At 72.7% G+C, this 25774-nt stretch carries 21 protein-coding genes and 1 tRNA gene; 10 read left to right on the forward strand and 12 right to left on the reverse strand.

Features of this window, described 5'->3' with window-relative positions; translation table 11 throughout:
• Positions 1 to 181 precede the first annotated feature (181 nt).
• Both ACZ45Q_RS16540 and ACZ45Q_RS16545 read right to left on the reverse strand, forming a co-directional pair.
• Positions 182 to 2038, reverse strand: a complete 1857-nt coding sequence (locus ACZ45Q_RS16540; RefSeq protein ID WP_468261028.1) for an MFS transporter — start codon at positions 2036 to 2038, stop codon at positions 182 to 184.
• A gap of 64 nt (positions 2039 to 2102) precedes the next feature.
• On the reverse strand, positions 2103 to 4715 hold the full coding sequence (locus ACZ45Q_RS16545) for a serine hydrolase (RefSeq protein WP_468261031.1): 2613 nt from the start codon (positions 4713 to 4715) through the stop codon (positions 2103 to 2105).
• 178 nt (positions 4716 to 4893) lie between these two features.
• Here ACZ45Q_RS16545 and ACZ45Q_RS16550 point away from each other — a divergent pair, with 178 nt between their 5' ends.
• The 3 genes from ACZ45Q_RS16550 to ACZ45Q_RS16560 all read left to right on the forward strand — a co-directional run bounded on the left by ACZ45Q_RS16550 (position 4894) and on the right by ACZ45Q_RS16560 (position 7273).
• Positions 4894 to 5646, forward strand: coding sequence for a GOLPH3/VPS74 family protein (locus tag ACZ45Q_RS16550; protein WP_468261034.1), 753 nt, complete (start codon positions 4894 to 4896; stop codon positions 5644 to 5646).
• 351 nt (positions 5647 to 5997) lie between these two features.
• Positions 5998 to 6864: a helix-turn-helix domain-containing protein gene (locus ACZ45Q_RS16555; protein ID WP_468261037.1), complete on the forward strand. Its 867-nt coding sequence runs from the start codon at positions 5998 to 6000 to the stop codon at positions 6862 to 6864.
• A gap of 217 nt (positions 6865 to 7081) precedes the next feature.
• The gene (locus ACZ45Q_RS16560; protein ID WP_468261040.1) at positions 7082 to 7273 is read left to right on the forward strand and encodes a DUF397 domain-containing protein; all 192 of its coding nucleotides are present in this window, start codon (positions 7082 to 7084) and stop codon (positions 7271 to 7273) included.
• A 226-nt stretch (positions 7274 to 7499) separates the two neighbouring features.
• On the opposite strand, the gene ACZ45Q_RS16565 is transcribed toward ACZ45Q_RS16560, so the two are convergent.
• The 3 genes from ACZ45Q_RS16565 to ACZ45Q_RS16575 form a co-directional block, all read right to left on the reverse strand.
• Complete coding sequence (locus tag ACZ45Q_RS16565) at positions 7500 to 8441, reverse strand: MerR family transcriptional regulator (RefSeq protein ID WP_468261043.1); 942 nt, start codon at positions 8439 to 8441, stop codon at positions 7500 to 7502.
• Positions 8442 to 8529: 88 nt separating this feature from the next.
• Positions 8530 to 9048: a glutathione peroxidase gene (locus tag ACZ45Q_RS16570; RefSeq protein ID WP_468261046.1), complete on the reverse strand. Its 519-nt coding sequence runs from the start codon at positions 9046 to 9048 to the stop codon at positions 8530 to 8532.
• Between the two features lie 9 nt (positions 9049 to 9057).
• Positions 9058 to 10179 (reverse strand): ArsR/SmtB family transcription factor, encoded by a 1122-nt coding sequence (locus tag ACZ45Q_RS16575; protein WP_468261049.1) that lies wholly within the window; start codon positions 10177 to 10179, stop codon positions 9058 to 9060.
• Between the two features lie 281 nt (positions 10180 to 10460).
• Between ACZ45Q_RS16575 and ACZ45Q_RS16580 the strand changes: the two genes are divergently transcribed.
• Together ACZ45Q_RS16580 and ACZ45Q_RS16585 are read left to right on the forward strand one after the other, a co-directional pair.
• Positions 10461 to 11699, forward strand: a complete 1239-nt coding sequence (locus tag ACZ45Q_RS16580) for an MFS transporter (RefSeq protein WP_468261052.1) — start codon at positions 10461 to 10463, stop codon at positions 11697 to 11699.
• A gap of 183 nt (positions 11700 to 11882) precedes the next feature.
• Positions 11883 to 12947: a PP2C family protein-serine/threonine phosphatase gene (locus tag ACZ45Q_RS16585; RefSeq protein WP_468261055.1), complete on the forward strand. Its 1065-nt coding sequence runs from the start codon at positions 11883 to 11885 to the stop codon at positions 12945 to 12947.
• A 65-nt stretch (positions 12948 to 13012) separates the two neighbouring features.
• Here the strand turns inward: ACZ45Q_RS16585 and ACZ45Q_RS16590 are convergent, their stop codons facing one another.
• Positions 13013 to 13738: a hypothetical protein gene (locus ACZ45Q_RS16590; RefSeq protein WP_468261058.1), complete on the reverse strand. Its 726-nt coding sequence runs from the start codon at positions 13736 to 13738 to the stop codon at positions 13013 to 13015.
• Between the two features lie 550 nt (positions 13739 to 14288).
• Here ACZ45Q_RS16590 and ACZ45Q_RS16595 point away from each other — a divergent pair.
• On the forward strand, positions 14289 to 14579 hold the full coding sequence (locus ACZ45Q_RS16595) for a GlsB/YeaQ/YmgE family stress response membrane protein (protein ID WP_468261061.1): 291 nt from the start codon (positions 14289 to 14291) through the stop codon (positions 14577 to 14579).
• Positions 14580 to 14688: 109 nt separating this feature from the next.
• On the opposite strand, the gene ACZ45Q_RS16600 is transcribed toward ACZ45Q_RS16595, so the two are convergent.
• Positions 14689 to 15582, reverse strand: coding sequence for a phosphorothioated DNA-binding restriction endonuclease (locus tag ACZ45Q_RS16600; RefSeq protein WP_468261064.1), 894 nt, complete (start codon positions 15580 to 15582; stop codon positions 14689 to 14691).
• 285 nt (positions 15583 to 15867) lie between these two features.
• Here ACZ45Q_RS16600 and ACZ45Q_RS16605 point away from each other — a divergent pair, with 285 nt between their 5' ends.
• Positions 15868 to 16824: a peptidoglycan recognition protein family protein gene (locus ACZ45Q_RS16605; RefSeq protein ID WP_468261067.1), complete on the forward strand. Its 957-nt coding sequence runs from the start codon at positions 15868 to 15870 to the stop codon at positions 16822 to 16824.
• A 67-nt stretch (positions 16825 to 16891) separates the two neighbouring features.
• On the opposite strand, the gene ACZ45Q_RS16610 is transcribed toward ACZ45Q_RS16605, so the two are convergent.
• From ACZ45Q_RS16610 to ACZ45Q_RS16625, 4 genes are all read right to left on the reverse strand, one after another.
• Positions 16892 to 17506: a hypothetical protein gene (locus ACZ45Q_RS16610; RefSeq protein WP_468261070.1), complete on the reverse strand. Its 615-nt coding sequence runs from the start codon at positions 17504 to 17506 to the stop codon at positions 16892 to 16894.
• Between the two features lie 170 nt (positions 17507 to 17676).
• Positions 17677 to 17749, reverse strand: a tRNA-Arg gene (locus ACZ45Q_RS16615).
• Between the two features lie 84 nt (positions 17750 to 17833).
• The gene (locus ACZ45Q_RS16620; RefSeq protein WP_468261072.1) at positions 17834 to 19591 is read right to left on the reverse strand and encodes an IclR family transcriptional regulator domain-containing protein; all 1758 of its coding nucleotides are present in this window, start codon (positions 19589 to 19591) and stop codon (positions 17834 to 17836) included.
• 247 nt (positions 19592 to 19838) lie between these two features.
• A complete protein-coding gene (locus ACZ45Q_RS16625; protein WP_468261075.1) occupies positions 19839 to 21119 on the reverse strand; it encodes a M6 family metalloprotease domain-containing protein in 1281 nt (426 codons plus the stop codon).
• 345 nt (positions 21120 to 21464) lie between these two features.
• Here ACZ45Q_RS16625 and ACZ45Q_RS16630 point away from each other — a divergent pair, with 345 nt between their 5' ends.
• Both ACZ45Q_RS16630 and ACZ45Q_RS16635 read left to right on the forward strand, forming a co-directional pair.
• Complete coding sequence (locus ACZ45Q_RS16630; protein WP_468261079.1) at positions 21465 to 22109, forward strand: TetR/AcrR family transcriptional regulator; 645 nt, start codon at positions 21465 to 21467, stop codon at positions 22107 to 22109.
• A 231-nt stretch (positions 22110 to 22340) separates the two neighbouring features.
• Positions 22341 to 23894: an MFS transporter gene (locus tag ACZ45Q_RS16635; RefSeq protein WP_468261082.1), complete on the forward strand. Its 1554-nt coding sequence runs from the start codon at positions 22341 to 22343 to the stop codon at positions 23892 to 23894.
• Between the two features lie 67 nt (positions 23895 to 23961).
• Here ACZ45Q_RS16635 and ACZ45Q_RS16640 read toward each other — a convergent pair whose 3' ends face one another.
• Entirely contained in the window at positions 23962 to 24477 is a 516-nt protein-coding gene (locus ACZ45Q_RS16640; protein WP_468261085.1) for a MarR family winged helix-turn-helix transcriptional regulator, read from the reverse strand.
• Between the two features lie 120 nt (positions 24478 to 24597).
• Between ACZ45Q_RS16640 and ACZ45Q_RS16645 the strand changes: the two genes are divergently transcribed.
• Positions 24598 to 25383 carry a dioxygenase family protein gene (locus ACZ45Q_RS16645; RefSeq protein WP_468261087.1) on the forward strand — a complete coding sequence of 262 codons (786 nt, stop codon included), beginning with the start codon at positions 24598 to 24600 and terminating at the stop codon, positions 25381 to 25383.
• The last annotated feature ends 391 nt before the right edge of the window (positions 25384 to 25774 follow it).

Genomic DNA, 25774 nt, shown 5'->3' on the forward strand with positions numbered 1-25774 from the left:
CAGCCCGCTCATCGTCGGCGCGTCGACGCGGGCACGACAAGCAAGGGGAGGGTCAAGGGCGAGCAAAAATGTTCTGCGAGATGACTACCGTTCAGTGATGTGAACGCCTGCGAGGTGTGATCGTCCCCGCCTCCTCCCCGCGTCGACCAGGGGCGGAGGACTCAGCGCCACTCCTGAGGACTCAGCGCCACTCCTTGGGGCACGGCGTCCCGCGCGGCACGTCGTAGGGCGCCGTCAGCCGGTAGGTGCCCGGCTCCGGGGCGAGCAGCACCGTCCACCGGTCGCCGTGGACGTCCTCCTCCGTCTCCATCAGGCAGCCGTGCACGTTGTCGTACTCCTTCGGCTCCCCCTCCGGACGGTCCTCGGACGCCTCGGTCTCCTGCGGCGGCGGGAGCTTCTCGCCGTCGGCGTCGACCAGGCTCAGCCACGGCGAGTACGGCATGCGCACCAGGATGCGACCCGCCTGCTGCACCCGGATCGTCCACCGCTCCTGCGCCGCCTGCTCCACCACCGCGTGCGGCTCGGCCAGCGGGGAGGGGTCGCGCACCTCGAACAGCTGCCAGTTGGCGTCGCCCCAGATCTGCTTCAGATACGGCAGCCCCCGCTGCACCAGCTCCCGCTCCCGCCGGCCGCCGTCGCCGTCCGGCTCGTCCTTGGGCAGCACCACGTAGTGCACGGCCCAGCGCTTGAGCCACTCGTGGTAGTTCGCCGAGTTGAGCGTGTCGTCGTAGAAGAGCGGGTTGCGCTCCATGTCGGCCTGGCGGTTCCAGCCCCGGGCCAGGTTCACGTACGTGTCGAGCGCCGAGGCCTCGCGGTGCGAGCGGGCCGGGACGACCTCCACCCGGCCGCGCTCGGCGCCGACCTCCTGCAACTCGTTGACCAGCGGCGCCAGCTCACGCGCCCACGAGGCGCGCGGCGTGGTGTGCACGACGTCGTTGACCGACTTGACGCCGATCCACACGAAGAAACCGGCGATCGCCAGCACCAGCGCGAACCACTTGCGCGACCGCGGCACCGTGAACGGCAGCGCCGCCACCAGCGCCGCCCCCGCGAACAGCATCGACAGCCGGGTGATGTTCGAGCCGATCTGCGAGCTGATCAGCCACACCAGCAGCACCGACAGGCCGTACACCGCCGCCGTGATCCGTACCGTCACCCACTCCCGCGGCACGAGCAGCGCCACCAGCGCCGCGTACACCAGCGGCAGGCTCGCCGAACCGAAGGACATCGGCTGGGTCCCGGAGAACGGGAACCACCAGGCCGACAGCGCCACCACGATGCTCGGCGGCACCCCCAGCGTCCAGGCACCCGGCCGTCGCCGGGACAGGAACAGCGCCACCGCCACCAGACCCACGAACAGGCCCGAGACCGGCGAGGCCATGGTGGACAGCGCCGCCAGCGGCGCCGCGCACGCGGCCTTCGCCCACCGCTTGTACCGCCAGCGGTGCGGCCAGCAGAACACCGCGGCGACCGCGCCCAGCGCGAACATGGTGCCGAGTCCGAAGGTCACCCGCCCCGACACCGCGTTGCCCAGCAGCCCGAACAGGCCCGTCAGCGCGGCCGGCAGCACGTTGCGCACCGTCCGGCTGCGCACCAGGACCAGCGTCAGCAGCCCGGCGGAGACCGTGCCGGCGAGCATCATCGTCGTGCGGACACCGAGGACCGACATCAGGTACGGCGACACCACGCTGTACGACACCGGGTGCATGCCGCCGTACCAGGCGAGGTTGTACGCGCTGCCGGGGTTGCGGCCGACGAACTCCGCCCACGCGTCCTGCGCCGCCAGGTCACCGCCGCTGTTCGCGAAGGTGAAGAACCAGACGATGTGCAGCACCCCGGCCAGACCGGTGACGAAGAGCACGGGGTGGCGCACCGCGGCCCACTCGTGCAGCGCCCGCGCTGCGGAGCGGAGCCGGGACGCGGGAGGCGCCGGCGCCCCGCCGTGGTCCCGGCCGCCGCCGTCGCCGTGCTGTATTCGCGGGCGCGCGCCCGGGTCCCGACCGGCGTCGTCGGCGTGTGTCGGCTCCGCAGTGGCCACCTGTAGGCACTCCCCGTGTCCCGTTGTCCGTCCGCCCCCTATTCTCGCCCCGCAGCCGGGCCCGTCAGCCGATGCGGGTCAGCTTGTCCGTGAACCCGGGCTCGGCGAGGTCCCGCTGGAGGGCGACCGGGACCTTCACGGCCCCGCTGGTGCCGCCGTCTCCCACGGTCAGCGTGCCCACCTTCGTGCCCGCGGCGGCGGTGTGCGGCACCTCGTCCGCCGCGAACGTCAGCTTCACCGTCAGGCCCGACCAGCCGACCGCCTTGACGTCCTGCGTGGCCACGACCGGCGTACGGCCGCCCAGGCCGTCGTCCACGTACCCGACGACCTCGCCCTTCTTCAGGATCGTCGCCGACTCCAGCGTGTCCTGCGCGGCGCGGATCAGCTTGTCGGACGAGTCCAGCGCGGCACCGAGGATGGTGTTGTCCCTGCCGCCGGCGGGCTGGCGCACCACGGCACCGATGATGGTCCGGGTCTCGCCGCCGACCTCCTTCTTCGCCGCGAAGACGAGGTTGCCCAGCGCCGAGGTGGTGGTGCCGGTCTTGATGCCGACGACGCCGTTGTGACCGACCAGGTGGTTCCAGTTGGAGTGGTTGACGCCCTTGTAGTCGTCGTACGACATCATCGCCGCGACCTCGCGGAACGCCGGCTCCTTCATCGCGGCCTTGGCCAGCTTCACCTGGTCGACGGCCGTGCTCACCGTCGTGTCGTTCAGCCCCGACGGATCGGTGTACGTCGTGTTGGTCATGCCGAGTTCCTCGGCGGTGGCGTTCATCTTCTCCACGAACGCCTTCTCCGACCCGGCGTCCCAGCGGGCCAGCAGCCGCGCCACGTTGTTCGCGGACGCGATCAGGATGCTCTCCAGGGCCTCGCGCTGCGAGATCGAGTCGCCCGCGTAGACGTTGACGGTCGACTCCTGACCGGCGTCCGACTGGTCCTCGGCGGCCTGGTCGATCGGGATCTTCGGGCCTTCCTCGCCGCTGCCCAGCTCGTGCTCGCGCAGGATGACGTACGCGGTCATCACCTTGGCGACGCTCGCGATCGGCACGGGCTTCTGCTCGCCCGACGAGCCGAACGAGCCGATGCCCTGCACGTCGAGGGCCGCCTGCCCGGCGGAGGGCCACGGGATCTCGGGCTTGCCGCCCTCGAAGGTGAAGCTCTCCTCGGCCGTCAGGTCGAGCGTGGGCTCCGGCAGCGGGCGCATCCCCTGCACCACCGCGAACACGATGAGCAGCAGCACCACCAGCGGCGTCCAGATCTTGACCCGGCGCACGGCCGTGCGCAGCGGCGTCTCCGGCGGCGGCGGGGTGTTCGTCAGCTCCGCCAGCAGGTCCAGCGGCGGCTTCGGCGGCAGCGGCTGCTGCGTCGTCCGCTCGGGTCCGACCTGCGGGACCGAGGTGGTGGCCTCGGCGGGGACCGCCTTCGGGGACCCGGAGTCCTGCGGGGGCCGGGGGCCCTGCGAGGGCCGCGGCTCCTTCGGGGACCGCGGCTCCTTCGGCGGCTCCGCCGGCCGGGAGGGCTGCGCGGGCCGGTTCACCCGCGGCAGCGCGGTGGTGGCCTCGGCGGCGGGCGGCGGCTTGCGGGTCGACGGATCGTCGAGCGGCTTGAGCGCGACGAACTTGCTGGTGCGCTCGGCGGGGGCCTCGTCGGACCCGGCGGGGGCCTCGTCGGCGGACTCGCCCTCGGCGTCCTTGCCCTCGCCGTCCTTGCCGCCGGGGGCCTTGCCGCCGCCGTCCTTGCTGCCGGGTGCCTTGCCGTCGCCCAGCTTCAGCGTGGTCGTCGGCTGGTCGACGGCGGGCGCGGCGGGGCGTACGGCCTTGAAGACGGCGGTGGGCTGGTCGACGGGGCGGCCGCCGGCCTTGTCGTCCCCGGGGTCCTCGTCGGCTTCGGAGTCCTCGCGGGCATCGCGGGCGTCGTGGGCGTCGTGGTCCTCGTCGTCCTCGTCGCCCTCGTCGCCCTCGTCGTCCTCGTCGTCCTCGTCGTCCTGCGCGGATCGGCTGTCGTCCTTGGCGTCCTGGCCGCCGTCTTCAGGGGCCTCGGCGTCGTCCTCGGCGGCGGGGGCCCCGGCCGGGGCCTCGGGGGCCTCCACGGGCTCGTCGGAGGGCTCCTCGGAGGGCTCCTCACCGGCCTGGGCGGCGTCGGCGGGTTCGTCGTCCTTCGCCGGGCCGTCGTCCGCGGAACGCACCCAGGCGGCCACGGCGTTCCGCAGCCGGTCGTCGCTCTCGGCGGCGGACTCCGTGGTACCGGGGGTGGAGGAGGCCTCCGCGGACTCGGCCGGCCGAGTGGTCCCGGCGTCCCCGGCGTCCCCGGCGGCGTCCGCGGCCTCCCCGTCCCTCTCCGTCTCCGTCTCCGACGCCGAGCCGGCTTCCGGTTCCGTTTCGTCCGCCTTCTCGTCCGCCTCCGCCTCGGTGTCCGCCTCCGCGTCACGGACGGACAGCACCCGTGTGGCCGTGTCGACGCCACCGGCGCCACCGGCGGCAGCGGCGCGCACCGCCGCGACGTCGGTCTCCCGCGTCAGCGCCAGCCGCGGATCGTGCTTCTCGGCCGGTCCGGCCGGCTCGCTCTGCTCGGTCCTCGCCTCGGGAACCGGACCCGGGCTCCCCGACGTCGGTTCTGCCGACGACTCGCGCTGCTTCGACCTGTCGGGGGACTCGCCCGCCACCGATGCCTCCTCCATGCGCCGCACGCACCGCGTGCGCATAACGAACCATGTACCAGTGTCCTGTGTACGGGGAGAACCCCTGCGGTAGACGAGAACGACATACCTACCGGTTCCACTACGAACCGGTCACGCACCCTCGACAGACCAATGTGAGAGGGGTCACCCTGTCATTCATCCACGCGGGGAGGCATGGATGGGCAGGAGCCGCAGAACAATTCCGGAGGAGCTTCTGCTGCTGGCACTGGACCCGGCCACGGGTACCACTGCGCAGCCGCAGTCGCTCGACCTCGGCCTGGCCGGAGCGCAGCTCGTGGAGCTGGCGCTGGCCGGACGGATAGCCCCAGACGGGGATCGTATCGCCGTGGTGGTGCCACGGCCGACTGGAGATCCGACACTGGACTGTGCGTTGGAGCTGCTGCGAAGGCGCGGCGCTCCGGTACGGGCCGTGCACTGGATCGGCGGGCCGCGTCTCGGGCTCCGCCAGACCTATCTCTCACACCTGGAGCGCTGCGGCATGGTCCATGCCGTGGAGGGCCAGATGTGCGGGGTTCTGCCGACGACGCGCTACCAGGCGACGGACACGGCGATCAGCCGGGAGATCAGGGCCCGGCTCGATTCCGCCATCCGTACCGGCGTGCCGCCGGACCCGCGGACGGCGGCGCTGGCGGCGCTCGCCCACGCGGTGGGGCTCGGCAAGCACCTGTACCCGGGCAACGAGGGAAGGTCGTCGCGGTCCCGGCTGCGGGACCTCATCAGGCACGACCCCATGGGCGGCCTCGTGGCGCACGCCGTGATGGACGTCCAGAACGGCGTGGCGGCCCAGCCGCGCCGCAGCCCGGGTCCGGCCGGCCGCCAGGCCGCCGCGGCCAGGCCCGCGCAGGAGCCCGCCCGAGGCGTTCCCGCGCAGCCGCGCCGTGGCTCCATGGCGCGTGCCGTGGCCCACTGAGCCACGGCACGGACGCACCACCACGCCGTACGCACCACGCGATACGCCCCACGCAGTACGCACCACGCACCGGGGCACCACTTCGCACCGACCGCACGCCGAAGCCGCACCCACCGTCCCCGGACCGGTACGGGAGCCGCAGGCCGCGCGGGGTGGCAGGACCGCACGTCCGGACGACGACCCGGTCCCGCCGCCCCGCGCGGTCGCATGTCCGGGGGAGCCCCCGAACTGGCGTGTACGCGGCGCATATCGACCGTTTCCCAGCGGTAGTAAGCACCTTGGTGGCAGTCTGCTCAACAGCAGATACGCAAAGTGGCAAGTTCGAGGCACGCAGCCGGAGGTGCACGTCCCGTGGCGTCCAATGTCAATCCCACCGTCAGGCGGCGCCGGCTGGGGCAGGAGCTGCGCCGGCTCCGCGAGCTGAAGGGCATGACCGCCGAAGAGGTGGCGGAGCGGCTGCTGGTGTCGCAGTCGAAGATCAGCCGGCTGGAGAACGGCCGCCGCAGCATCAGCCAGCGCGACGTCCGCGACCTGTGCGGGGTGTACGAGGTCGAGGACCAGCGGATCGTCGATTCGCTGATGCAGATGGCCAAGGACTCCAGACAGCAGGGCTGGTGGCACGCCTTCGGGGACATCCCGTACAGCGTCTACATCGGCCTGGAGACGGACGCGGAGTCGCTGCGCACGTACGAGCCCCAGATCATCACCGGCCTGCTCCAGACCCGGCAGTACGCCGAGGCGCTCATCCAGGGCGCGCTGCCGGAGACCTCGGTCGCGGACATCGAGAAGCGGGTGCAGGTGCGCATACGGCGCCAGGAGCGCATCACCGCCGACGGCAACCCGCTGCGGCTGTGGGTGGTCCTCGACGAGGCCGCGCTGCGCCGGGTGGTGGGCAGCCCGCAGGTGATGCGCGAGCAGTTGGAGCACGTCGCCGAGATGTCGCAGCAGCCGCACATCACCGTGCAGGTGCTGCCGTTCGACGTCGGGGCGCACCCGGGCATCAACGGGCAGTACTCCATCCTGGAGTTCGCCGACGCCGCCGACTCCAGCGTGGTGTACATCGAGGGCGTGACCAGCGACCTGTACCTGGAGAAGGCGCACGACGTGCAGAAGTACACGGTGATGTACGAGCATCTGCGCGCCCAGGCGCTGAACGTGGAGCAGTCGCGTCAGCTCATCGAGGACGTGGCGAAGAAGTACGCCGAGTACGCCTCCTGACGGGGAGCGCTGGATGCTACACCCCCGGCGGGGAGAACTGGAAGCCTCGCCCGGAATATGCCATCCGGTCGGGTGAATGGCTGCTCCGAAAGAGGAGGGCAGCGAGTAGCGTCGATCACGCCAACGATCACATGACATTGGCGCAAACCGTGCCGCGGGTCCGCCCGGACCCACGGCAGGGCGACAGCAACTCGCTACCGGAGCAAACGGAGCAACCATGGCAATTCTTCAGGGCGCCACGGACACCTGGACCAAGTCCTCCTACTCCGGAGGAAACGGTGCGTGCGTCGAAGTGAAGTCCCCGGCCGAGACGGCGCTCGTCGTCCGTGACTCCAAGGTCCCGGAGGGTCCGACGCTCGCCTTCCCGACGGACGCCTGGACGGCGTTCGTCAGCTCGGTCAAGGCCTGACTCCGGGACCGGACCGTTCGACCGTGTCCGATCCCGTCTGACCGTCTGCCCGTCCGACACGGTCCGACACGGTCCGACACCGTCCGGCACCGTCCGGCACCGTCCGAGACGCTCTGACCCGGTCAGACCCCGTCCGATCCATCCGACGACCATCGTCCGTCCAGCATCGCCAGCAGAGCCCTCTCGACCAGTTTCGCCGTCCTTGCCGAGAGGGCTCGGCGTCTGCTCAGACCGTGGCCGCGCGGGCCGTCCGGGCCGCCCGGCCCACGGGGAACGCCACGTCGCACACCGGGTCCTCCGCGCCCGCCGCGTCCCAGTCGGCGAAGTACACCTCACGGCAGGGCCCGGCCTGCGTCAGCCCCTCGGCGGCGATCCACTCCTCCACCGCCTCGAACGCGGCCAGGATCTGCGGATGCGCCACCTGCGCCTTGCTGATCCGGGTGTAGGCGAGCCGCCTGGCCGGCTCCACCCGCACCCGGGTCTGCCAGGCCCGCCCCCGCTCCTCGGCCCACGCCCGTGCCGCGGCCTCGTCCGCGACCGGCACGCACGCCTCCGCGGGGCCGTCGCTCTCCATCGACACCTCGGCGTGGTAGACGACGAACGGCGCCGCCGTCACCCCTCCGCACGCCCCGGCCGCCTCCACCAGCCGCCCCAGCGACGCGCCGATCCACGCCGGCAGCTCGCCCGCCAGCGTGTGCCGTGTCTCGGTGATCAGCACCTGCTCGGGCACGTCCACCGTCTCCACCACGAACCTGTCGTACATCTCGGAGCTCCTCCCCGACAGTCGTCCACGGAGGTACTCGGCGAGCGTGCGCTGCCCGGCGAGCCGCGCCTCGACACCGCGCCAGTAGGCACCGAGCCGCTCGGCCGCGCCGGCGCCGTCACCCGACTCGCCCGCGTCGACCACCTCGGCGACCGTCGCCAGCGGCATGTCCAGCTGGCGCAGCAGCGCCACGAGCCGGGCGCGTTCGACCTGGCCGGCGCGGTAGTAGCGGTAGCCGGTCACCTCGTCCACGTGCGCCGGCACCAGCAGGCCCAGGCGGTCGTACAGCCGCAGCGCCTTCGCCGAGAGCCGGGCACGGGCGGCGAACGCCCCGATGGTCAGCAGCTCGCCGCCATGGGGATCGTCGGTGAGCCGGTCGTCGTGCACGCCGTCATCCTCCGTCACCGGGCGGCCCCGTGCCGCGTCCTCCGTCACCGGACGGCCCTTGTGCCGCCCGGCGAGAAGGACGCTCGACCCTGCCCCTGGGGGAAGGTCAAGCGGCGGCGAGCTGCCTCTCGACGGCGGCGACGACCTCGGCCGCCTCCGGCTCGGTCTGCGGCGCGAACCGGGCCACGACCTGCCCGTCCCGCCCGATCAGGAACTTCTCGAAGTTCCAGCGGACGTCACCGCTGTGCCCCTCGGCGTCGGCGAAGTCCACCAGCCGCCGGTACAGCGGGTGCCGGCCCTCGCCGTTGACCTCGACCTTCTCCGTCATCGGGAAGGTCACGCCGTACGTCGCCGAGCAGAACTCGGCGATCTCCTCGGCGCTGCCCGGCTCCTGCCCCATGAACTGGTTGCACGGCACGCCGAGCACGGTGAACCCCCGGTCCCGGTACCGCTCGTGCAGCTGCTCCAGACCGGAGTACTGCGGAGTCAGCCCGCACTTGGAGGCGACGTTCACGACGAGCACGACCTGCCCGGCGTACTGCCCGAGGCCGGCCGAGCCGCCCTGGAGGGCGCCGATCTCGACGCCGAGCGGGGAGCCGGCGGTGTGGGATGCGTCAGTAGTCATGGGCGGATGCTAGTTCCGGCGACTGACACCACCATGACCGGGGCGTGACGCTTCGGAGGCCCAGGCCGCCCCGGCCGCCCCGGAGGCCTTGGCCACGTCGGACGCTCCGGAGCCCCTGGCCACCTCGGACGCTCCGGAGCCCTTGGCCACGTCGGACGCTCCGGCCGCGCCGGACGCCTCGACGAGGACCTCTCCCGCGGCCGTGCGCGCGTAGAGCACCGACCGGCCCGCCCGGCGCCGCTCCACCAGTCCCGCGTCCCGCAGCAGCCGCAGGTGCCGCCCGACCGAGCCGAGCCCCTGCCCGGTGACGGCGACCAGCTGGCTGGTGCTCATCGGCGTGCCGAGCAGCACCAGCACGGCCGCCCGAGCCGTCCCGAGCAGGGCGCCGAGACCGGCGGGCACCGCCTCCCGCCCGCCCCCGTCGGCGAGCACGCCCGCGCACGGGTAGACGACCGCGTACCGCTCCGCCTCCTCCCACGACACCCAGCCGTGCCGCTGCGGAGTGACGGGTACGAGGACCAGTTCGGCGCCGGAGATCTCGCGCGGCGGATTGGCGTGCAGGTTGATCTGGAGCCGGTTGCCGCCGAGCCAGCGGGTGCCCGGCCGCAGGGCGTCCAGGACGGACGCCCACCCGCCCCGGCTGACCTGCGCGGTGCGCGCGACGACATCGGCCTCCAGGACGCGGCGCCGCCGGTCCCAGGACGGACGTACGGTCTCGGCCCAGACGTACTCCAGGAGCGCGGCGGCGCGCTCGGGCAGGTCGTCCCGGTCCAGCGCGGCGGGCAGCGGCCCGGCGAGGGAGACGGCGAGGTCGGCGCGGGCCCGCTCGGAGGAGACCGCGCGGACACGGGCGACGCCCTCCTCGAAGGTCTCACCGTCCCGGGGCGTGGGGGTGAGGAAGTCGGCGATCCAGGCCCGTCCGGCCCCGGAGCGGACGAGCAGCCCGGTCACCGGGTTCCGTGCCAGCCGGCGCCGGTAGCCCGGCAGATGGGCGTCCAGCCAGGCCCGCTCACCGGGATGGGCGGCGACGCCCGCGTGGAGCAGCTTCAGACAGGCGAACGTCTCGGCGAGCGGCGAGAGGACGAACCGGCTGCGCGCGAGCGTATCGGCATTGACCTGCCACCATCCCATCCCCGCCCCCTCTCCCAGCCCCTCGCCCGCCCCGTTCCCCGATCCCCGCGCACCACCGCCCCCTCAGCCCGTGCCCGCCCTCCTTCCCCCTCCACCCCGTGCCCACATGCGGCCCTCTGCCCTCTGCTCTGCCCTCTGCCCTCTGCCCTCTGCCCTCTGCCCAGGTACAACCCTCTTCCCCAGCCCAAGCGCCGGCCCCGGGCGCAACCGCCTCTTCCGCATTCTTTCGCACCCGCGCGAAACATTAACCGCCCCGTGAGGCGTCGTCACAGACTCCGCGCATGTCCACCCGTACCTACCGATCCCTCTTCCGCACCCCGGAGTTCACCCCGCTCTTCCTCTCGTCCTCCGCGCACGTCGCCGCGCAGACGGTGAGCGGACTGGCCCTCGGCACGCTGGTGTTCCGGGCGACCGAGTCGCCGCTGCTGTCCGCGCTGAGCATGTTCGGCCCGTCGCTGGCACAGGTGCTGGGCGCGACCCTGCTGCTGTCCGGCGCCGATCGTCTGCCGCCGCGGGCGACGCTGGCGGGCATCTCGCTGACGTTCGCGGTGGCCACCTCGGCACTCGCCCTGCCGGGTCTGCCGCTCGCCGCGATGTTCACGGTGATCATGGCGACGGGCCTGGTCGCGGCGCTGGGCGGCGGGGTCCGCTGGGGGCTGCTGAACGAAATCCTGGCCAAGGACGGCTACCTCCTGGGCCGTTCGGTCTTCAACATGATGAACGGCCTCATGCAGATCGCCGGCTACGCCGCCGGGGGCGTCCTGGTGTTCCTGCTTTCGCCGCGCACCTGCCTGCTGCTCGGCGCCTGCCTGTACGCCGTCGCGGCGGCCGGCCTCCGCCTCGGCCTGACCCGGCGCCCGCCGCGTGCCACGGGCCGCCCGTCGGTGTCGGCGACCTGGCGCGCGAACGCGGCCCTGTGGTCCGCCCGCCCCCGCCGCCACGTCTATCTCGCCCTGTGGATCCCCAACGGCCTGATCGTCGGCTGCGAGTCGCTGTTCGTCTCCTACGACCCCCGGGCCGCGGGCACCCTCTTCGCCTGCGCGGCCCTGGGCATGCTGGCCGGCGACGTACTCGTCGGCCGTGTCCTGCCACCCCGCCGACGCCCCCGCCTGGGCATCCCGCTCCTGCTCCTCCTGGCCGCCCCCTACCTCCTCTACGCCCTCCGCCCACCCCTGCCGGCCGCCGCCGCGCTGGCGGCCCTGGCCTCGGTCGGCTTCGCCGCGAGCCTGGTCCAGCAGGAACGCCTCGTCACCCTCACCCCGGACACCCTCTCCGGCCACGCCCTCGGCCTGCACTCCGCCGGCATGCTCACGATGCAGGGCGTGGGCGCCACCCTGGCCGGCACCCTCGCCCAGGCGACCTCCCCGGCGACGGCGATGACGACCTTGGCACTCGCGTCCCTGGCGACAACCCTGACCCTCACCAAGAGAAGCCGCACGACGACCCCGGACGGCGGCCTCTTCCCACGGCGCTCCCCGGCCCCCGCGGCGGCGGCGCCAGACGCGGGCGACGCGGCCTGAACCGGACGGGCACGACGGCGCGGGCCCCGGGCTTCGATCGGATTACGGACCCGTTCGGTAGACCTGCGAAGGCAGGACGCTTGCATAATCTAAGGGACGGATCCAACGGACCGGGGAGGGGCGTCTGAGGCCCGTGCACGACCGCAGAGGGTGGCCCTTGAGCGCTGCGACGCCGGAGTAGTCATGACCGCGAAGAAGTCGACACCCAGTGCCGTGGCGCTGAACTGGATGCCCGTCGCGACCATGACGGTGGTGGCCGTGGTGGACGTCGTCGCCGGGCCGGACGTCGGCTTCCTGCCGCTGGTGTCGCTGGGGCCGGCGTTCGCCGGGCTGGTCGGCGGCTGGCGGCGTACGGCGCTGATCGGACTGCTCGCCCTGCTGCTGTGCCTCGGACTCGGCGTCTACAACGGCCTGTTCGACAACAGCCGGGGCTTCAGCGCCATGGCGTCGGTGGCGGGCGTGACCGGCGTCGGCATCGCGGCGGCCGTGATGCGCTCGCGCCGGGAGGCGGAGCTGGCCAGCGTCCGGTCGATCGCCGAGGTCGCCCAGCGCGTGCTGCTCCGCCCCGTCCCGCTGACCGCGGGCCCGCTCCAGGCGGCGGTGTCGTACACGTCGGCGGTCGCGGAGGCCCGGATCGGCGGCGACCTGTACGAGCTGGTGGCCTCCCCGCACGGCGTGCGGGTGATCGTGGGCGACGTCCAGGGCAAGGGCCTGGCGGCCGTCGAGACGGCGGCCGTGGTCCTCGGTGCCTTCCGGGAGGCGGCCTACGACGAACCCGACCTGGTGAAACTGGGCGAGCGGCTGGAACGCAGCGTCGCCCGGGACCTGGAGGACGAGAAGTTCGTGACCGCGATCCTCGCGGAGATCGGCACGGAACGCTCGGCCGTCTTCCTCAACTACGGCCACCCCGCCCCGCTGCTCGTCCACCGGGACGGCACCGCCGACTTCCCGCAGCCACCGTCGTACGCCCTGCCGCTCGGCCTGGGCGCCCACAGCGGCGCCGGCCCCGAACCGCACCGCGTCGACTTCACCCCCGGCGACCAACTGCTGCTCTACACCGACGGCGTCACGGAGGCCCGCGACCACGACGGCGGCTTCTACCCGCTGGCCGAGCGCGTCCACCTGCTGAAGGACCCCGACGCCCACCGCGCCCTCGACGCCCTGCGGGAGGACCTGGTCCGCCACGCGGCCGGCCCGCACCACGACGACGCGGCGATGCTGCTGCTGCGCTACCAGGGCCACCACTAGCGCCTCGCCCCCCGCCGCCGCGGAAGCGGCGAGGCCGTTCACACCCCGTCGGACTCCCCCTCGGACTACCCGTCGGACTCCCCGTCGAAGCCTCCGCCGGAGTAGTCGTCGGCCCCCTCCGCCGGCGCCTCGCCCGGCACCACCTCCGCCTCGGCGAGCCGCTCCGCGATGTCGTCGGCCCACTCCTGCGCCCAGCGCCGCAGCCGCGTGACCGCCTCCCCGTCGAGCCCGCAGGCGGCGAACGCGCCGTCGTCGACCCACTCGGCGCCGGTCAGCCGGGACTGGAGGTCGGCGAGATCGAAGGCGTCGAGCGCGTGGCGGCGGCCCAGCTCCTCCAGCTCGGGCCGGCTGCGCAGCCGCGACGCGGCGTGCACATGGACGAGGTCGCGGGCGAGCCCGCGGTCCACCAGCGCCCGCACCCCGGTGCCGATGAAGTCCTCCAGCGACAGCACGGGCCCGAGCTCCGAGCGGACCGGCGGCCCCCACAGCACCTCCTTCACCACGTCCACGACGAAGTCGGTGCCGCTGACCGGTTCCCGTACGACCAGCCGCGCCGCCAGCGGGTCCGTCTCCACGGACGGCACGACCCACCCCCGCTCCTCGAGCCCGTGCCGGACACCGCCGACGACCTCACCCATCTCCGCGGAGGTGTCCGACGCGACGGTGACACCCGGCCCGGCGCGCTCCACCAGCCCGTGCGCCCGCGCCGCGTGACCTCCCGCCAGCAGCAGCCCGTACGGCTCCCCCGCGGCGACGAGATCGGCCGGAAGGGCCTCGGGCGGCTCAGACATGGGCGCGGGGGAGCGGGGAGCGGCGCTGGGGCCGGTGGCGGTGGCGGTGGCGGGGGCGCGCGATCATGCGGCGATTATCGCCCGGGGGAGGACGAGCCGCGACGGAGCGCATGGGCGGAGCGCGTGGGGCGGAGCGCGGAGGGCGAGGCCGGAGGGGGCCCGTCCAGACTTCACCGGCGGTCTGGTCGACGACAAGGACGGCGAGATCCTGTCCAACGGCAGCTACTGACCGGGGCTCGCCGAGGGCCGCCCACCGAGACCGGCGGGCGGCCCGGAGGGAAGCCAGGTCGGGGGGTTTGACGGGGGCCGGCGCCGAGGAGGCGAACGCCATTTGCTGCGCTGCGCCCGCCGTTCCGCCCTGGCCGACGACGATGTGATCCGCCCCCTCGTGACCGCGATCCGAAGCGGACTCGAAAGCCAGACGTCAAAGCCGATGTCAATGCGGACGTCAATGCGGACGCCAAAACCAGACGTTTGTACGGGCGATGACGGTTCACCCGAAGAACCACCACAGCTCTTGCACGACGAGACGGAGAGACGGAGTCAGCTCATGGGAATCATCGCGTGGATCCTCATCGGCCTGCTCGCCGGTGCCATCGCCAAGGCCATCATGCCGGGCAAGGACCCCGGCGGCATCATCATCACCATGCTCATCGGCATCGCCGGCGGTCTGCTCGGCGGCTGGCTCGGCAAGGCGATCTTCGGCGTCGACTCCATCGACGGGTTCTTCCACCTGTCCACGTGGATCGCGGCGATCGTCGGCTCCCTCATCCTGCTCGGCCTGTACCGCCTCGTCGCGGGCAACCGGCACTCGCACCGCCACTCGCACCGCCACGCGTGACCGGCGTCACCCGCTGACGACGCACGCGTGCGACCACCTCCCGACGGCTCCCTCCCGCTCGACGGGACGGGAGCCGTCGGCGTACGCGGCGCCGGCCCCGGAACCCTCGTCAGTCCGCCGCCGCGGGACGCGGCTCGCCGTGGAAGACCTGACGGGTGTGCCAGTCCCGGTGACCGGCGGCGACCGGCCGCGCACCGGGCTGCGGCCCGACGAGCGGCCGGCCCGCGAGGGCCGTGACGTGCTCGCGGGCCGCGGGGCTGTGGCCGACGAAGCGCTGAGAGACCAGGATGCGGTGGTCGTCCCCCACGCCGAGGACGCCCTTGTCGAAGAGCTTGTGGTGCAACGAGCACAGGCACAGCCCGTTCTCGACCTCGTCGGGACCCCCGAACGCCCACCAGCGCACGTGCGCGGCCTCCAGCCCGACCGGCACGGCGCCGATCCGGCCGTCGTACCCGCAGAACGCGCACCGGAACTCGTAGGCGGTCAGCACCAGTTCACGCATCCGCCGGTCCCGCTGCCTGCGTGCCGGTGCGAGCCGCTCGCCGTCGGCCGGTTCCAGCTCCAGTCCGACGGCTTCGCACAACTCGCCGTGCAGGGAGGGCGGGAAGTGCCGGTCGAGCAGCAACCGCGCGATCCGGCCGACGAGCCGCGGCTCCCGTAGCAGCGCCGCTCTCAACTCGGGCGCCAGCCGCCCCGTGGCCCCCGTCTCCCGAAGGTCCCGGACGCCGGTCCCCGGGCTACCGGGCCCCCGGTCGGTGCGCACCTCCCACACACCATCGCTGACCAGGTGGTGGAAGGGATAGGCGGGCGTGGTGCGGTTCGGCGGCCCGTACTCGGCCAGCAGGCGTTGCAGGTCCTCCTCCACGGCGCTGTACCGCAGGCCCCGGTCCGCGTCCTCCTGGAACCGGCCGAGGGCGTACAGGAGAAGCAGCGGTTTGTGCGGAGCCCGTACCCCGCTCCTGGCCCACTGCCTCAGCCCCGCGACCCGCTCCAGCCAGTCCATGCGGGGATCGTAGACGCACCCCGCCACCACCGACTCGGCCGGTACCGACGGCAATTCGCCGTTTCGGGTGTACTTGTGCACAGCGGCCACCGGAGCGGCATGACCGGCCGGAGCGCGGGCATCACGTCTCTGCGGCCGGACGAACTGGGGGCTACGTCCGCTCCCCACCGCACCCCCACGACCCGATCCCCACCACCTGCCCCGCCCCCTCCTGCCCCGCCCCCCTCCTCTCCTCATCCCCACGCCCCGGCCCTGATGGCAGGGGCCTGATGCCCGGAGGTCCCCTTGGCCTGGTATCCCGGCGCGGTCAAGATGGAGCTGCAACCGGAGTCGGACGCTCAGCCGGCGATCCGTCCGACGCAGCTCATCGTCCACAGCATCGTCGCCCCGTGGACGGCCCGCCGCACCTACGAGTACTGGCGTGACTCCACCAACCTGGAATCCCACTTCGGCGTCGACTACCACGGCACCATCGGCCAGTACATCGGCACCGAGACCCGCGCCGACGCCAACGCCGGTGCCAACCGCCGGCCGGACGGCACCGGAGCGATCTCCGTGGAGACGGCGTCGAACACCTCGGCCTCGGACCCGTGGAACGCCAAACAGCTCGAAGACCTGATCGCCATCGGCGTATGGGTGCACCAGCGGCACGGCATCCCCCTGCGGATCTGCCGCCGCCACGACGACCCCGGCTACGGCTACCACTCGATGTTCCCGCAGTGGTCGACGTCCGGCACCGCCTGCCCCGGCAAGGCCCGCATCCGCCAGTTCCGCGAGGTGGTGTTCCCCGGAATCGTCGCCCGCGCCACCAACCCCCAGGAGGACGACATGCCCGACTACCTCTCCCTCGGCATGACCCGCGCTTTCGAGCTGGCGCCCGGCCGGTGGAAGTCCCTGGTGTGGGACACCGAATGGTCCGACGACGCCGGCGTGCACTACCAGGGCGGGCAGACCTTCGCCCACAGGGCCCACTACAACGGCGCCCTCCACGTACGGGCCGGCGGCCTCACCGCGGGCCGCGAGATCCAGGTGCGGCTGGTCGAGGACGACTTAAACGGCAGGACCGTGAAGCACTTCCCGCCCGTCGAGGTCGTCGGCACGAGCGGTGACACCTACGGCTGGGTACCCATCGTCGGCGTCGCCGGCGCCGACCGCCGCGTGAAGGCCCAGATCGCCCACTACGGCAACGCCCCGATCACCATCGAGCGCGCCGAGATCAAGGCCCACGTCTGGCGACGCTGACGCGGCGCACCCTCCTCAGCGGTGCCCGGTGGCTTCCACGGGCGTACGACACCCGGGCGATCCGTCATCACGGCCGGTACGACAGCACCGGGTCCGCCCAGCCCCCCAGCCGACGGGACAGCCCGAAGCGCCGGGGAAGCCACCAACGCCGCCTGACCCGACCGGGGTCGACCGAGGACCACTGAGGGCCGGAGAGGTCTTCCACACCCCACCACGTCTTGACGGCCTTGTTCCCGTGCAGTCTCAGAAGCGGCCACCGCGGGAGGTGCAGGCCCGCGAAGAACATCGATACGTCGTCCCCGCACTTGGTGGTGTAGAAGTAGCGCTCGACGTCCGTGTAGCTGGCTCCCAGGCCGCACTCCAGCCCCATGGTTCCGCCGAGCCAGGTGAGAGCCAGCCTTCCGCCTGCCGGGATCGACGGCACGAGCACGGGGTTGTACCAGACCTCGCCGTCGAGCCCGCGCCTGAGCCCGGTCTTCTCGGCCTGGGCAACCACGATGTTCGTCGCCGGACCCGTCCCCACGTTGACGAGCCACCACTTCGGCTCACTCGAACCCCCCTGTCCGCTTTCCCACATGAACTGCAGGACGGGCATGTGGGACCGCCGGCTGGACGCGTAGGCGACGGCCAGCGAGCCGATGGACACGAGAACGGCCAGGACAGAGATCAGAATGGTCGCCATCGCCCCTCCCCGCACACGAGCGCGGCTTTCCCCTACCCGATGCCCTGTCGGCTGAACACCTCCGGTGACACCTCCGACCGACGAGCGCCACCTCGACGCGGCCAGAAGGACGCCGGACACGACGAAGGGCCGGCCCGGGAGGAAACCCTCCCGGGCCGGCCCTTTCTCTGTGCCCCCGGCAGGATTCGAACCTGCGACACCCGCTTTAGGAGAGCGGTGCTCTATCCCCTGAGCTACGAAGGCCGGTCGTGGTGCACGATGGCGTCGCCGGCGCGGCGGTGCCACCGCCGACAGTGTAGCGGGTGGCGGGTGGGGTGTTCCGGGGGTTCAGGTCAGGGGGACGCGGTGGAAGCGGCCCGCTGCGCGGAGGTCCGTTTCGACGGCGGACGCCGTTCGGGTCAGTTCCGGGAGGATGTCCTCGACGCAGGCCTCGGGGGTGCGGCGGGCCGCGTGCAGGGAGGCGTCGAGGGCGGCGACCACGCGGCCCGTGCGGTCGTGGACCGGGACCGCGATGGAGCGCAGGCCCGGTTCGAGTTCCTCGTCGACCAGGGCGTAGCCCTGCGAGCGGACGTCGGTGAGGGCGGCGGTCAGGCGGGCCGGGGCCGTGATCGTGCGGGGGGTGAGGGGGCGCAGGGGGCCGTACGAGCGTTCCGTGGCCGGGAGGGCCGCGAGGAGGACCCGGCCGAGGGACGTCGCGTACGCCGGCAGGCGGGTGCCGACCGCGATGTCCGTGGTCATCACGCGGCCCGTCGCAGCCCGCGCCGTGTACTGGATCTCCGTACCGGAGTCCGTCAGGACGGCCAGGGAGGTCGTTTCCCGGATCCGCTCGGCCAGTTCCGCCAAGTGGGGCTCGGCGATGCGGGGGAGGGACGTGCGGGAGAGCGGGGGGAAGCCCAGGGACAGGACCCGGGGGGTGAGGTGGAAGGTGCGGCCGTCGGGGGCCGGACGTACCAGGCCCGCGTGTTCGTGCGTGATGAGGGCGCGGCGGGCCGTCGCCCGGGCCAGGCCCGTCGCCTGGGCCACCTGCGTCAGCGTCAGTGCGGAGCGGCCCTCGCCGAAGGCCGTCAGGACCGTCAGGCCGCGGGCCAGGGACTCGACGAAGTCCCGGCCCAGTTCCTGTTTCGACGCCGACGTCCAGGTGGCCAGGCCCGTGGGCGGCGGCGCCGGCTCCGGGGGCGGGGCCGTACGCAGGTCCTCCTCCATCGTGGTCACCGCCGAACGGAGGCGGGGCAGCAGCGTCGACACCAGGTCCTGGGCGGTGTGGCGGCTGGTGTGGCTCACCACGCTGGCCACGCAGGCCACGCGGCCGGTCCCCGGGTGCCGTACCGGTGCCGACACCGCGACCAGGCCCGGTTCGATCAGCTGGTCGTCCACGGCCCAGCCGTCGGCCGCCGCCCGGGCGGTGCGGGCCACGAAGTCCTCGCCGTCGACGTCCTCGCCGGCGACGCCGGGTTCCCGCGGCGGTACGGCCGGGAAACCGTGGTCCCGCGGATCGCGTGCCCTGCGGGAGTGCCAGCGGTGCCAGTCCCGTTCGGTCCACTCCGTGGCGAACAGCGGGCCCGGCGCGGTGCGCTCGGCGGGCAGCAGGTCGCCGATGCGGAAGCTGAGGGACATCGCGCGGCGGCGGGTGGCCTGGTGGATGAAGCGGATGCCGTCCCGGTCGCCCACCGCCAGGGAGACCGATTCGTCCAGTTCGTCGGCCAGGGTGTCGGCCCGCCAGGACAGCAGGGCGGGGAGGCGCAGGGCGGCCAGGTAGGCGTTGCCGAGTTCCATCAGGCGGGGGGCCAGGGTCACGTCGCGGCCGTCCAGGCGGACGTATCCCATGCGGGCGAGCGTCGAGGTGATGCGGTCGACGGTGGAGCGGGCCAGGCCCGTGGTGCGCTCCAGTGCGCTGAGGCTGAGCGTGCCGTCCGCGTCCGTCAGGTGCCGCAGGACGGTGATGCCGCGCAGGAGGGGGGTGACCGCCTCCGCCGGGGCGGGGGCCGCTTCGAACCCCGGGGAGGCCTCGCCGGCCGGGGCCACGGAGGTGGGGGCCTCCGGGGTGGCAGAGGTGTCCGAGGTGTCGGGCGGGGTGTGGGCGGGCATCGTCGGGTCGGTCTCCGGTCGGTCTCCGGGGGCTCCGGGGGGGGGGCTCCGGTCGGTCTCCGGTGGTCTCCGGTGGTCTCCGGTCGGTTCCGGTGGGTGTCCGGTCGGTCCGGGGGCGGCGGTCGAGGCGGGCAGGCCTACCGTAGTCCGCCCCGCGCGGGCACGGCGCGGGGACGGCCCCCGTCGCCGGCACGACCCTCGCCGCCGGCACGCCCCGCTCGGCGGTGGGCGTCCGTCCGCCCGCGCCTCACCTCCGGGTCACCCGGATCTGGTGGTCCCCCTCCAGGTCCGCCCCGGCCACCGTGATCGTCACGCCCGTGCGCGGGTCCTTGAAGGTCTCGCCCGGGATGAACGTCGCGTCGGAGAGTTCGGCGTGGACGTTGGGGGTGCGGGTGCAGCCGCCGCTGTCCCGGCGGGAGTCGTAGACCCGTACCGGTCCCATGCCGGTGTCCACGTCGGCGTCGACCTTGTAGATCAGTACGCCGGGGCGGCACACCGCCTCGTCGTTGCCGTCCCGGGTGCGCAGTTCGACGGCGTAGCCCGAGCGGGCGTTCAGGGGCACGAAGACCAGCTTGGAGCCGCCCTTGTGGGGCAGCGGTGTCAGCTCGTACTCCGTCGTGCCGGGCTTCGACGCGCAGTGCACCTGGTCCGCGTCCAGCCAGCCCAGCTTCCACTTGTGCCAGCCGAGCAGATCGTTGTTGGCGCCCCAGTCCTCGCTCATGATGTCCCAGTGGCCGACCGCACCGCCGCCCTCCGCCGTGTACAGGTCGGGCAGGCCGAAGACGTGGCCGTTCTCGTGGGGCAGGACGCGGTAGCCGGTCCGGTCGTAGGAGCCGGAGCCGTCGTCCTGGCGGGAGTAGACGAAGGACGCGTTGGCCACCGGCACGCCGTCGGCGACCGGTGCCTCGGTGTTGCCGGCGAAGGTGACGGACAGCACCGTGTCCAGGGCCGAGGGGCCCGCGTTAGGGGTGACCAGCACGTTCAGCAGGTCGTACGCCTTGAAGTCCACGTCCGTGTCGGCGGTCGCCACGATGTCCTCGACGAGCTTGCGGTAGCCCGGGTCGAAGGGGGCGCCGCGCTCTATGCCGTACTCGGTGAAGGGCTTCGGCATGCGCAGCCAGTCCCGGACGGGGACGGCGGGGCGGTAGTCGAGGCGGCCGTAGGAGCTGGTGCGGAACCACTCCTCGGTCTGCGGGAAGAACTCGGCGTAGCGGTCCAGGGCCTTGCCCTCGCCGGGGGCGTCCGAGAAGTCGATCATCAGGGTGAGGGCGCGGACGGTGCCGGTGGAGCGGGTGTAGTGCGCGGCGGTCGGGATGCCTTCCGACATCTGGACCTCGGGGCCGCCGGTGATCATGCAGGGGCCGTGCGCCGAGGAGCGGGAGAGGGAGGCGGGACCCGCTCCGGCCGGGGCGGCGCCCGGCGCGAGCTGCCCGGTGCCGGCCGAGGTGCTGACCGCGAGGGTCACCGCGGTGACGGTCGCCAGGCTGACCACGCGGCGCGGGCGTATCCGACGGCGCAGCGGCTGCATGCAGACCTCCCGGGCCACGGCAGCCGCCCGTCTCCGGCTGCTCCCTGGGCTCACCCTCCGACGGGTGCTGCGGGGGCGCGCGCTGGAGGAGACCGATCGTGGGTTTCCCGGCGGTAGCCGCTCGGGAGTTTGTGACGCGGGCGCGTGACGGCCTGTGGCGCGGGTGCGCGACGGCCTGTGGTGCGGGCGTCCGCCGCACACTGGGGGTGTGACGCAGGTCACGGAAAGAGGGGTCGGTGGGGGAAATAACCGGGGACCCTCTCCCCGTTTAGCCAGGTGTCCGAGCGAAACGGGGAGAGGGTCCCCGGATCGCACACCAGTCTCTCCCTCTTCGAGGAGTACGCCGTGCAGACCGCCACCCCCGCGCCGCGCAAGGCGACCCGGCCGCGCGCCGACGCCCTGCGCAACCGGGAGCGGATCGTCGCCGCCGCCCGGGAGATGTTCGTCGAGCACGGCCCCGAGGTACCGCTCGACGAGGTCGCCCGCCGGGCCGGTGTCGGCAACGCCACGGTGTACCGCAACTTTCCCGACCGCGACGCCCTCGTCCGCGAGGTCGTCTGCTCGGTCATGGACCGCACGGTGCGGGCGGCCGAACTGGCGCTCGCGGAGAACGGCGACGCGTTCGGGGCGCTGGAGCGCTTCGTGCACGCCACCGCCGACGAGCGGATCAGCGCGCTGTGTCCGATGGTCTCCAGCACCTTCGACCAGCACCATCCCGACCTGCTGGCGGCGCGGGAGCGCTTCGAGCGGCTCGTCGCCGAGGTCATGGACCGGGCGAAGGCGGCCGGACAGCTCCGTTCCGACGTCGGTGTCGGTGATCTGATGGTCGCCGTGGCCCAGCTCAGCCGGCCCCCGGCCGGTACGGCGTGCCCGAACGGCGACCGTTTCGTCCACCGGCATCTGCAACTGTTCCTGGACGGGCTGCGGGCTCCCGCCCGCTCCGCCCTGCCGGGGACCCCCGCGACCATGGAGGACCTGCGCCGGGCCTGACCTCGCAGCTCAACACCGGGTTCTGAGTGATCCGTTCAGGGCCGGGTGGTCATTCGCCGGTTCAGTGCCGGGTTTGTCCCGGATTCCGTCTTCTCCGTACTTCCATACTTCCGTTCTTCCGTTCCTGCCGTTCCTGCCGTTCCTCCTCCACACCTCCGTCCTTCCTTACTTCCGTCACCTCCGTTCTTCCTTCTTCCTTCTTCCGTCCCGAGTTCCGAAGTGGGTACCCCCATGTCTCAAACAGCCGCCAAGGCCTCGCTGTCCGGCGTTCCTGACGCCGGGCGCTGGAAAGCGCTCGTCTTCATCGCGCTCGCCCAGCTGATGGTCGTCCTCGACGCCACCATCGTGAACATCGCCCTGCCCTCCGCCCAGCAGGACCTCGGGATCTCCGACGGCAACCGGCAGTGGGTCGTCACGGCCTACGCCCTCGCCTTCGGTGGTCTGCTGCTCTTCGGCGGGCGGATAGCCGACCTGTGGGGCCGCAAGCGCACCTTCGTCGTCGGCCTGGCCGGCTTCGCCGTCGCCTCGGCGCTCGGCGGCGCGGCCACCAACGAGGCGATGATGTTCGGCTCCCGCGCCCTCCAGGGCGTCTTCGGCGCACTGCTCGCGCCGGCCGCGCTCTCGCTGCTCGCCGTGATGTTCACGGACGCCAAGGAGCGCGCCAAGGCGTTCGGCATCTACGGTGCGATCGCCGGTGGCGGCGGCGCCGTCGGCCTGATCCTCGGCGGAGTCCTCACCGAGTACCTGAACTGGCGCTGGACCTTCTTCGTCAACATCCCGTTCGCCGTGGTCGCCGCGGCCGGTGCCTGGTTCGTCATCCGTGAGCCGGAGGGCAGCCGCAACCGCTCGCCGCTCGACGTCCCCGGCGTGATCCTCTCCACCCTGGGCCTGGTGGCCCTGGTCTACGGCTTCACCCGCGCCGAGTCCGAGGGCTGGAGCGACGCCCTGACCGTCGGCATGTTCGCCACGTCCGTCGTGCTGCTGCTCGCGTTCGTCGTCGTGGAGGCGAGGGTCAAGGCCCCGCTGCTGCCGCTGCGCGTGGTCACCGAGCGCAACCGCGGCGGTGTCTACCTCTCCCTCGGCCTGGCGATCATCGCGATGTTCGGCCTGTTCCTCTTCCTGACCTACTACCTCCAGGTCGTGAAGGGCTACTCGCCGGTGAAGACCGGCTTCGCCTTCCTGCCGATGATCGCGGGCATGATCACCGGTTCCACCCAGATCGGCACCCGCCTGATGACCCGGGTCGCGCCGCGGCTGCTGATGGGCCCCGGCTTCCTGGTCGCCGCGCTGGGCATGCTGCTGCTGACCCGGATGGAGATCGACTCCTCCTACGCCGCCCTGCTGCTGCCGGCGATGCTGCTGCTCGGCCTCGGCATGGGTACGGCGTTCATGCCGGCCATGTCCCTGGCCACCCAGGGCGTGGAGCCGCGGGACGCGGGTGTCGCCTCCGCGATGGTCAACACCTCGCAGCAGGTGGGCGGCGCGATCGGCACCGCCCTGCTGAACACGATCGCCGCCTCCGCCACCACCTCCTACATCGCCGACCACCTCGGATCGGCGACCTCCGCCTCGCAGCGGCAGCTGGTGCAGTTGCAGGGCATGGTGGACGGCTACACCAGCGCGATCTGGGCCGCCGTCGGCATCCTGGTCGTCGCCGCACTGATCGCGCTGACCTTCGTCAACGCCGGCCGCCCGGGCAGCACGCCGGTCAGCGGCTCCCGCGACGGCGACCCGGCGCAGGCGCAGGCTGAGGACGAGGTGCCGATCCCGGTCGTGGCCCACTGACACCCGGCCCAGCCCCGGTCGTGGCCCACTGACACCGGGCCCGGCGATCCAGGGGGCCGGGCGCCCCTCAGCGCAACCAGGGCAGATCCGCGCCCGCCCCGGCGGGCTGAAGTCCCTCGGCGACGATCCTCATGATCTCGCCGAGGGACTTCTGCTGTTCCGGCGACAGCCGGTCGAAGACGGCCTGGCGCACCGCTGCCACATGGCCCGGCGCGGTCTGCCGCAGCACCTCGTACCCCTCGTCCGTCAGCACCGCGAACTGGCCGCGCTTGTCGCCCGGGCAGTCCTCGCGGCGTACCCAGCCGTTCTTCTCCAGCCGTGCGACGGCATGCGACAACCGGGAGCGGGTGATCTTGGCGGACCGGGCCAGTTCCGTCATCCGCAGCCGCCGGCGCGGCGACTCGGCGAGCTTGACCAGCAGTCCGTAGTAGACGTGCGGCATACCGGCATCACGCTGGAGCTGGCGGTCGAGATGGTCCTCGAGCAGCGTGGCCGCCTCGATGTACGAGCGCCAGACGCGCTGTTCCTCGGCGGTGAGCCAGCGGGGCTCGTCGGCAGGGGCGGAGGTGGATGCCGTGTTCATGTATCCACTGTACGAGGCCACTTCTTGAAGGTTAAACAAACGAGGCGTACGCTCGGACGGAGAGCTTGAAACTTCAAGCAGGTCAGGCCAGATCAGATCGCCGTTCGAGGAGCCGCCCCCATGTCCGCCGTCACCCAGGAGCGCATGCCCGCGCTGTACCTCAGCCACGGCGCCCCGCCGCTGGCCGACGACCCGGTCTGGCCCGGAGAGCTGGCCGCCTGGGCCGCCGCCCTGCCCCGGCCCAAGGCGATCCTCGTGGTCTCCGCCCACTGGGAGGAGGCCCCGCTGGCCCTCGGCGCCACCCGCACCGTCCCGCTCGTCTACGACTTCTGGGGCTTCCCCGAGCACTACTACCGGGTGCGCTACGAGGCGCCGGGCGCACCGGCGCTCGCCGAGTCCGTACGGAAGCTGCTGCGCGGCCCCGGCACGCCCGTGCAGGACGTCCCGGAGCGCGGCCTCGACCACGGCGCCTACGTCCCGCTGGTCGAGATGTACCCGGACGCCGACATCCCCGTCCTCCAGGTCTCCATGCCGACCCTCGACCCGGTCCGGCTGATGGAGATCGGCCGCCGGCTGGCGCCGCTGCGCGACGAGGGTGTGCTGATCGTCGGCTCCGGCTTCTTCACCCACAACCTGGCCGCGCTGCGGCAGGGCGGCGTCCCCGGCTGGTCGGCGGAGTTCGACGACTGGGGCCGGCGGGCGCTGGAGGCCGGCGACGTGGACGCTCTGCTCGACTTCGCCCACACCGCGCCGGCCGGTGCGCTCGCGCATCCGCGCACCGAGCACTTCGCCCCGCTCTTCGTCACGCTGGGCGCGGCGGACGCCGACGGCGGGGTACGGGAACAGAAGTCCGTGATCGACGGGTTCTGGATGGGGCTGGCCAAGCGGTCGGTGCAGTTCGGCTGAAGCCGAAGCCGAAGCCGAAGCCGAAGCCGAAGCCGAAGCGGAGGCGGGGGCGGCGCCTGGCCGCTACGGTCGCCCGGCGACCGTCCGGCGACCGTCCGGCGACCGTCCGGCGACCGTCCGGCGACCGTCCGGCAACCATCCGGTGGCCCGGTTCGTCTTCAGGGTGGGGGAGCGGCCAACGGCGACGCTCTCCCGGGACGACGAGCCGGCGGACCGACGTGACGGGTCTCTCATTCACGTAGTGGCCGCAGTGGCCGGTGAGGGCTCCGAGACGCCCCTCGGCACGGCCTGACCTGCACCTCTGTCCGCCCCGGCAGCAGTGCGCGGCCGCATGTGGCGGCACAGGGTACTGCATGATCAGAAAAATTGCGGGTCGGGTTGGGAATTCTGT

Source organism: Streptomyces sp. NPDC031049, assembly GCF_055571015.1.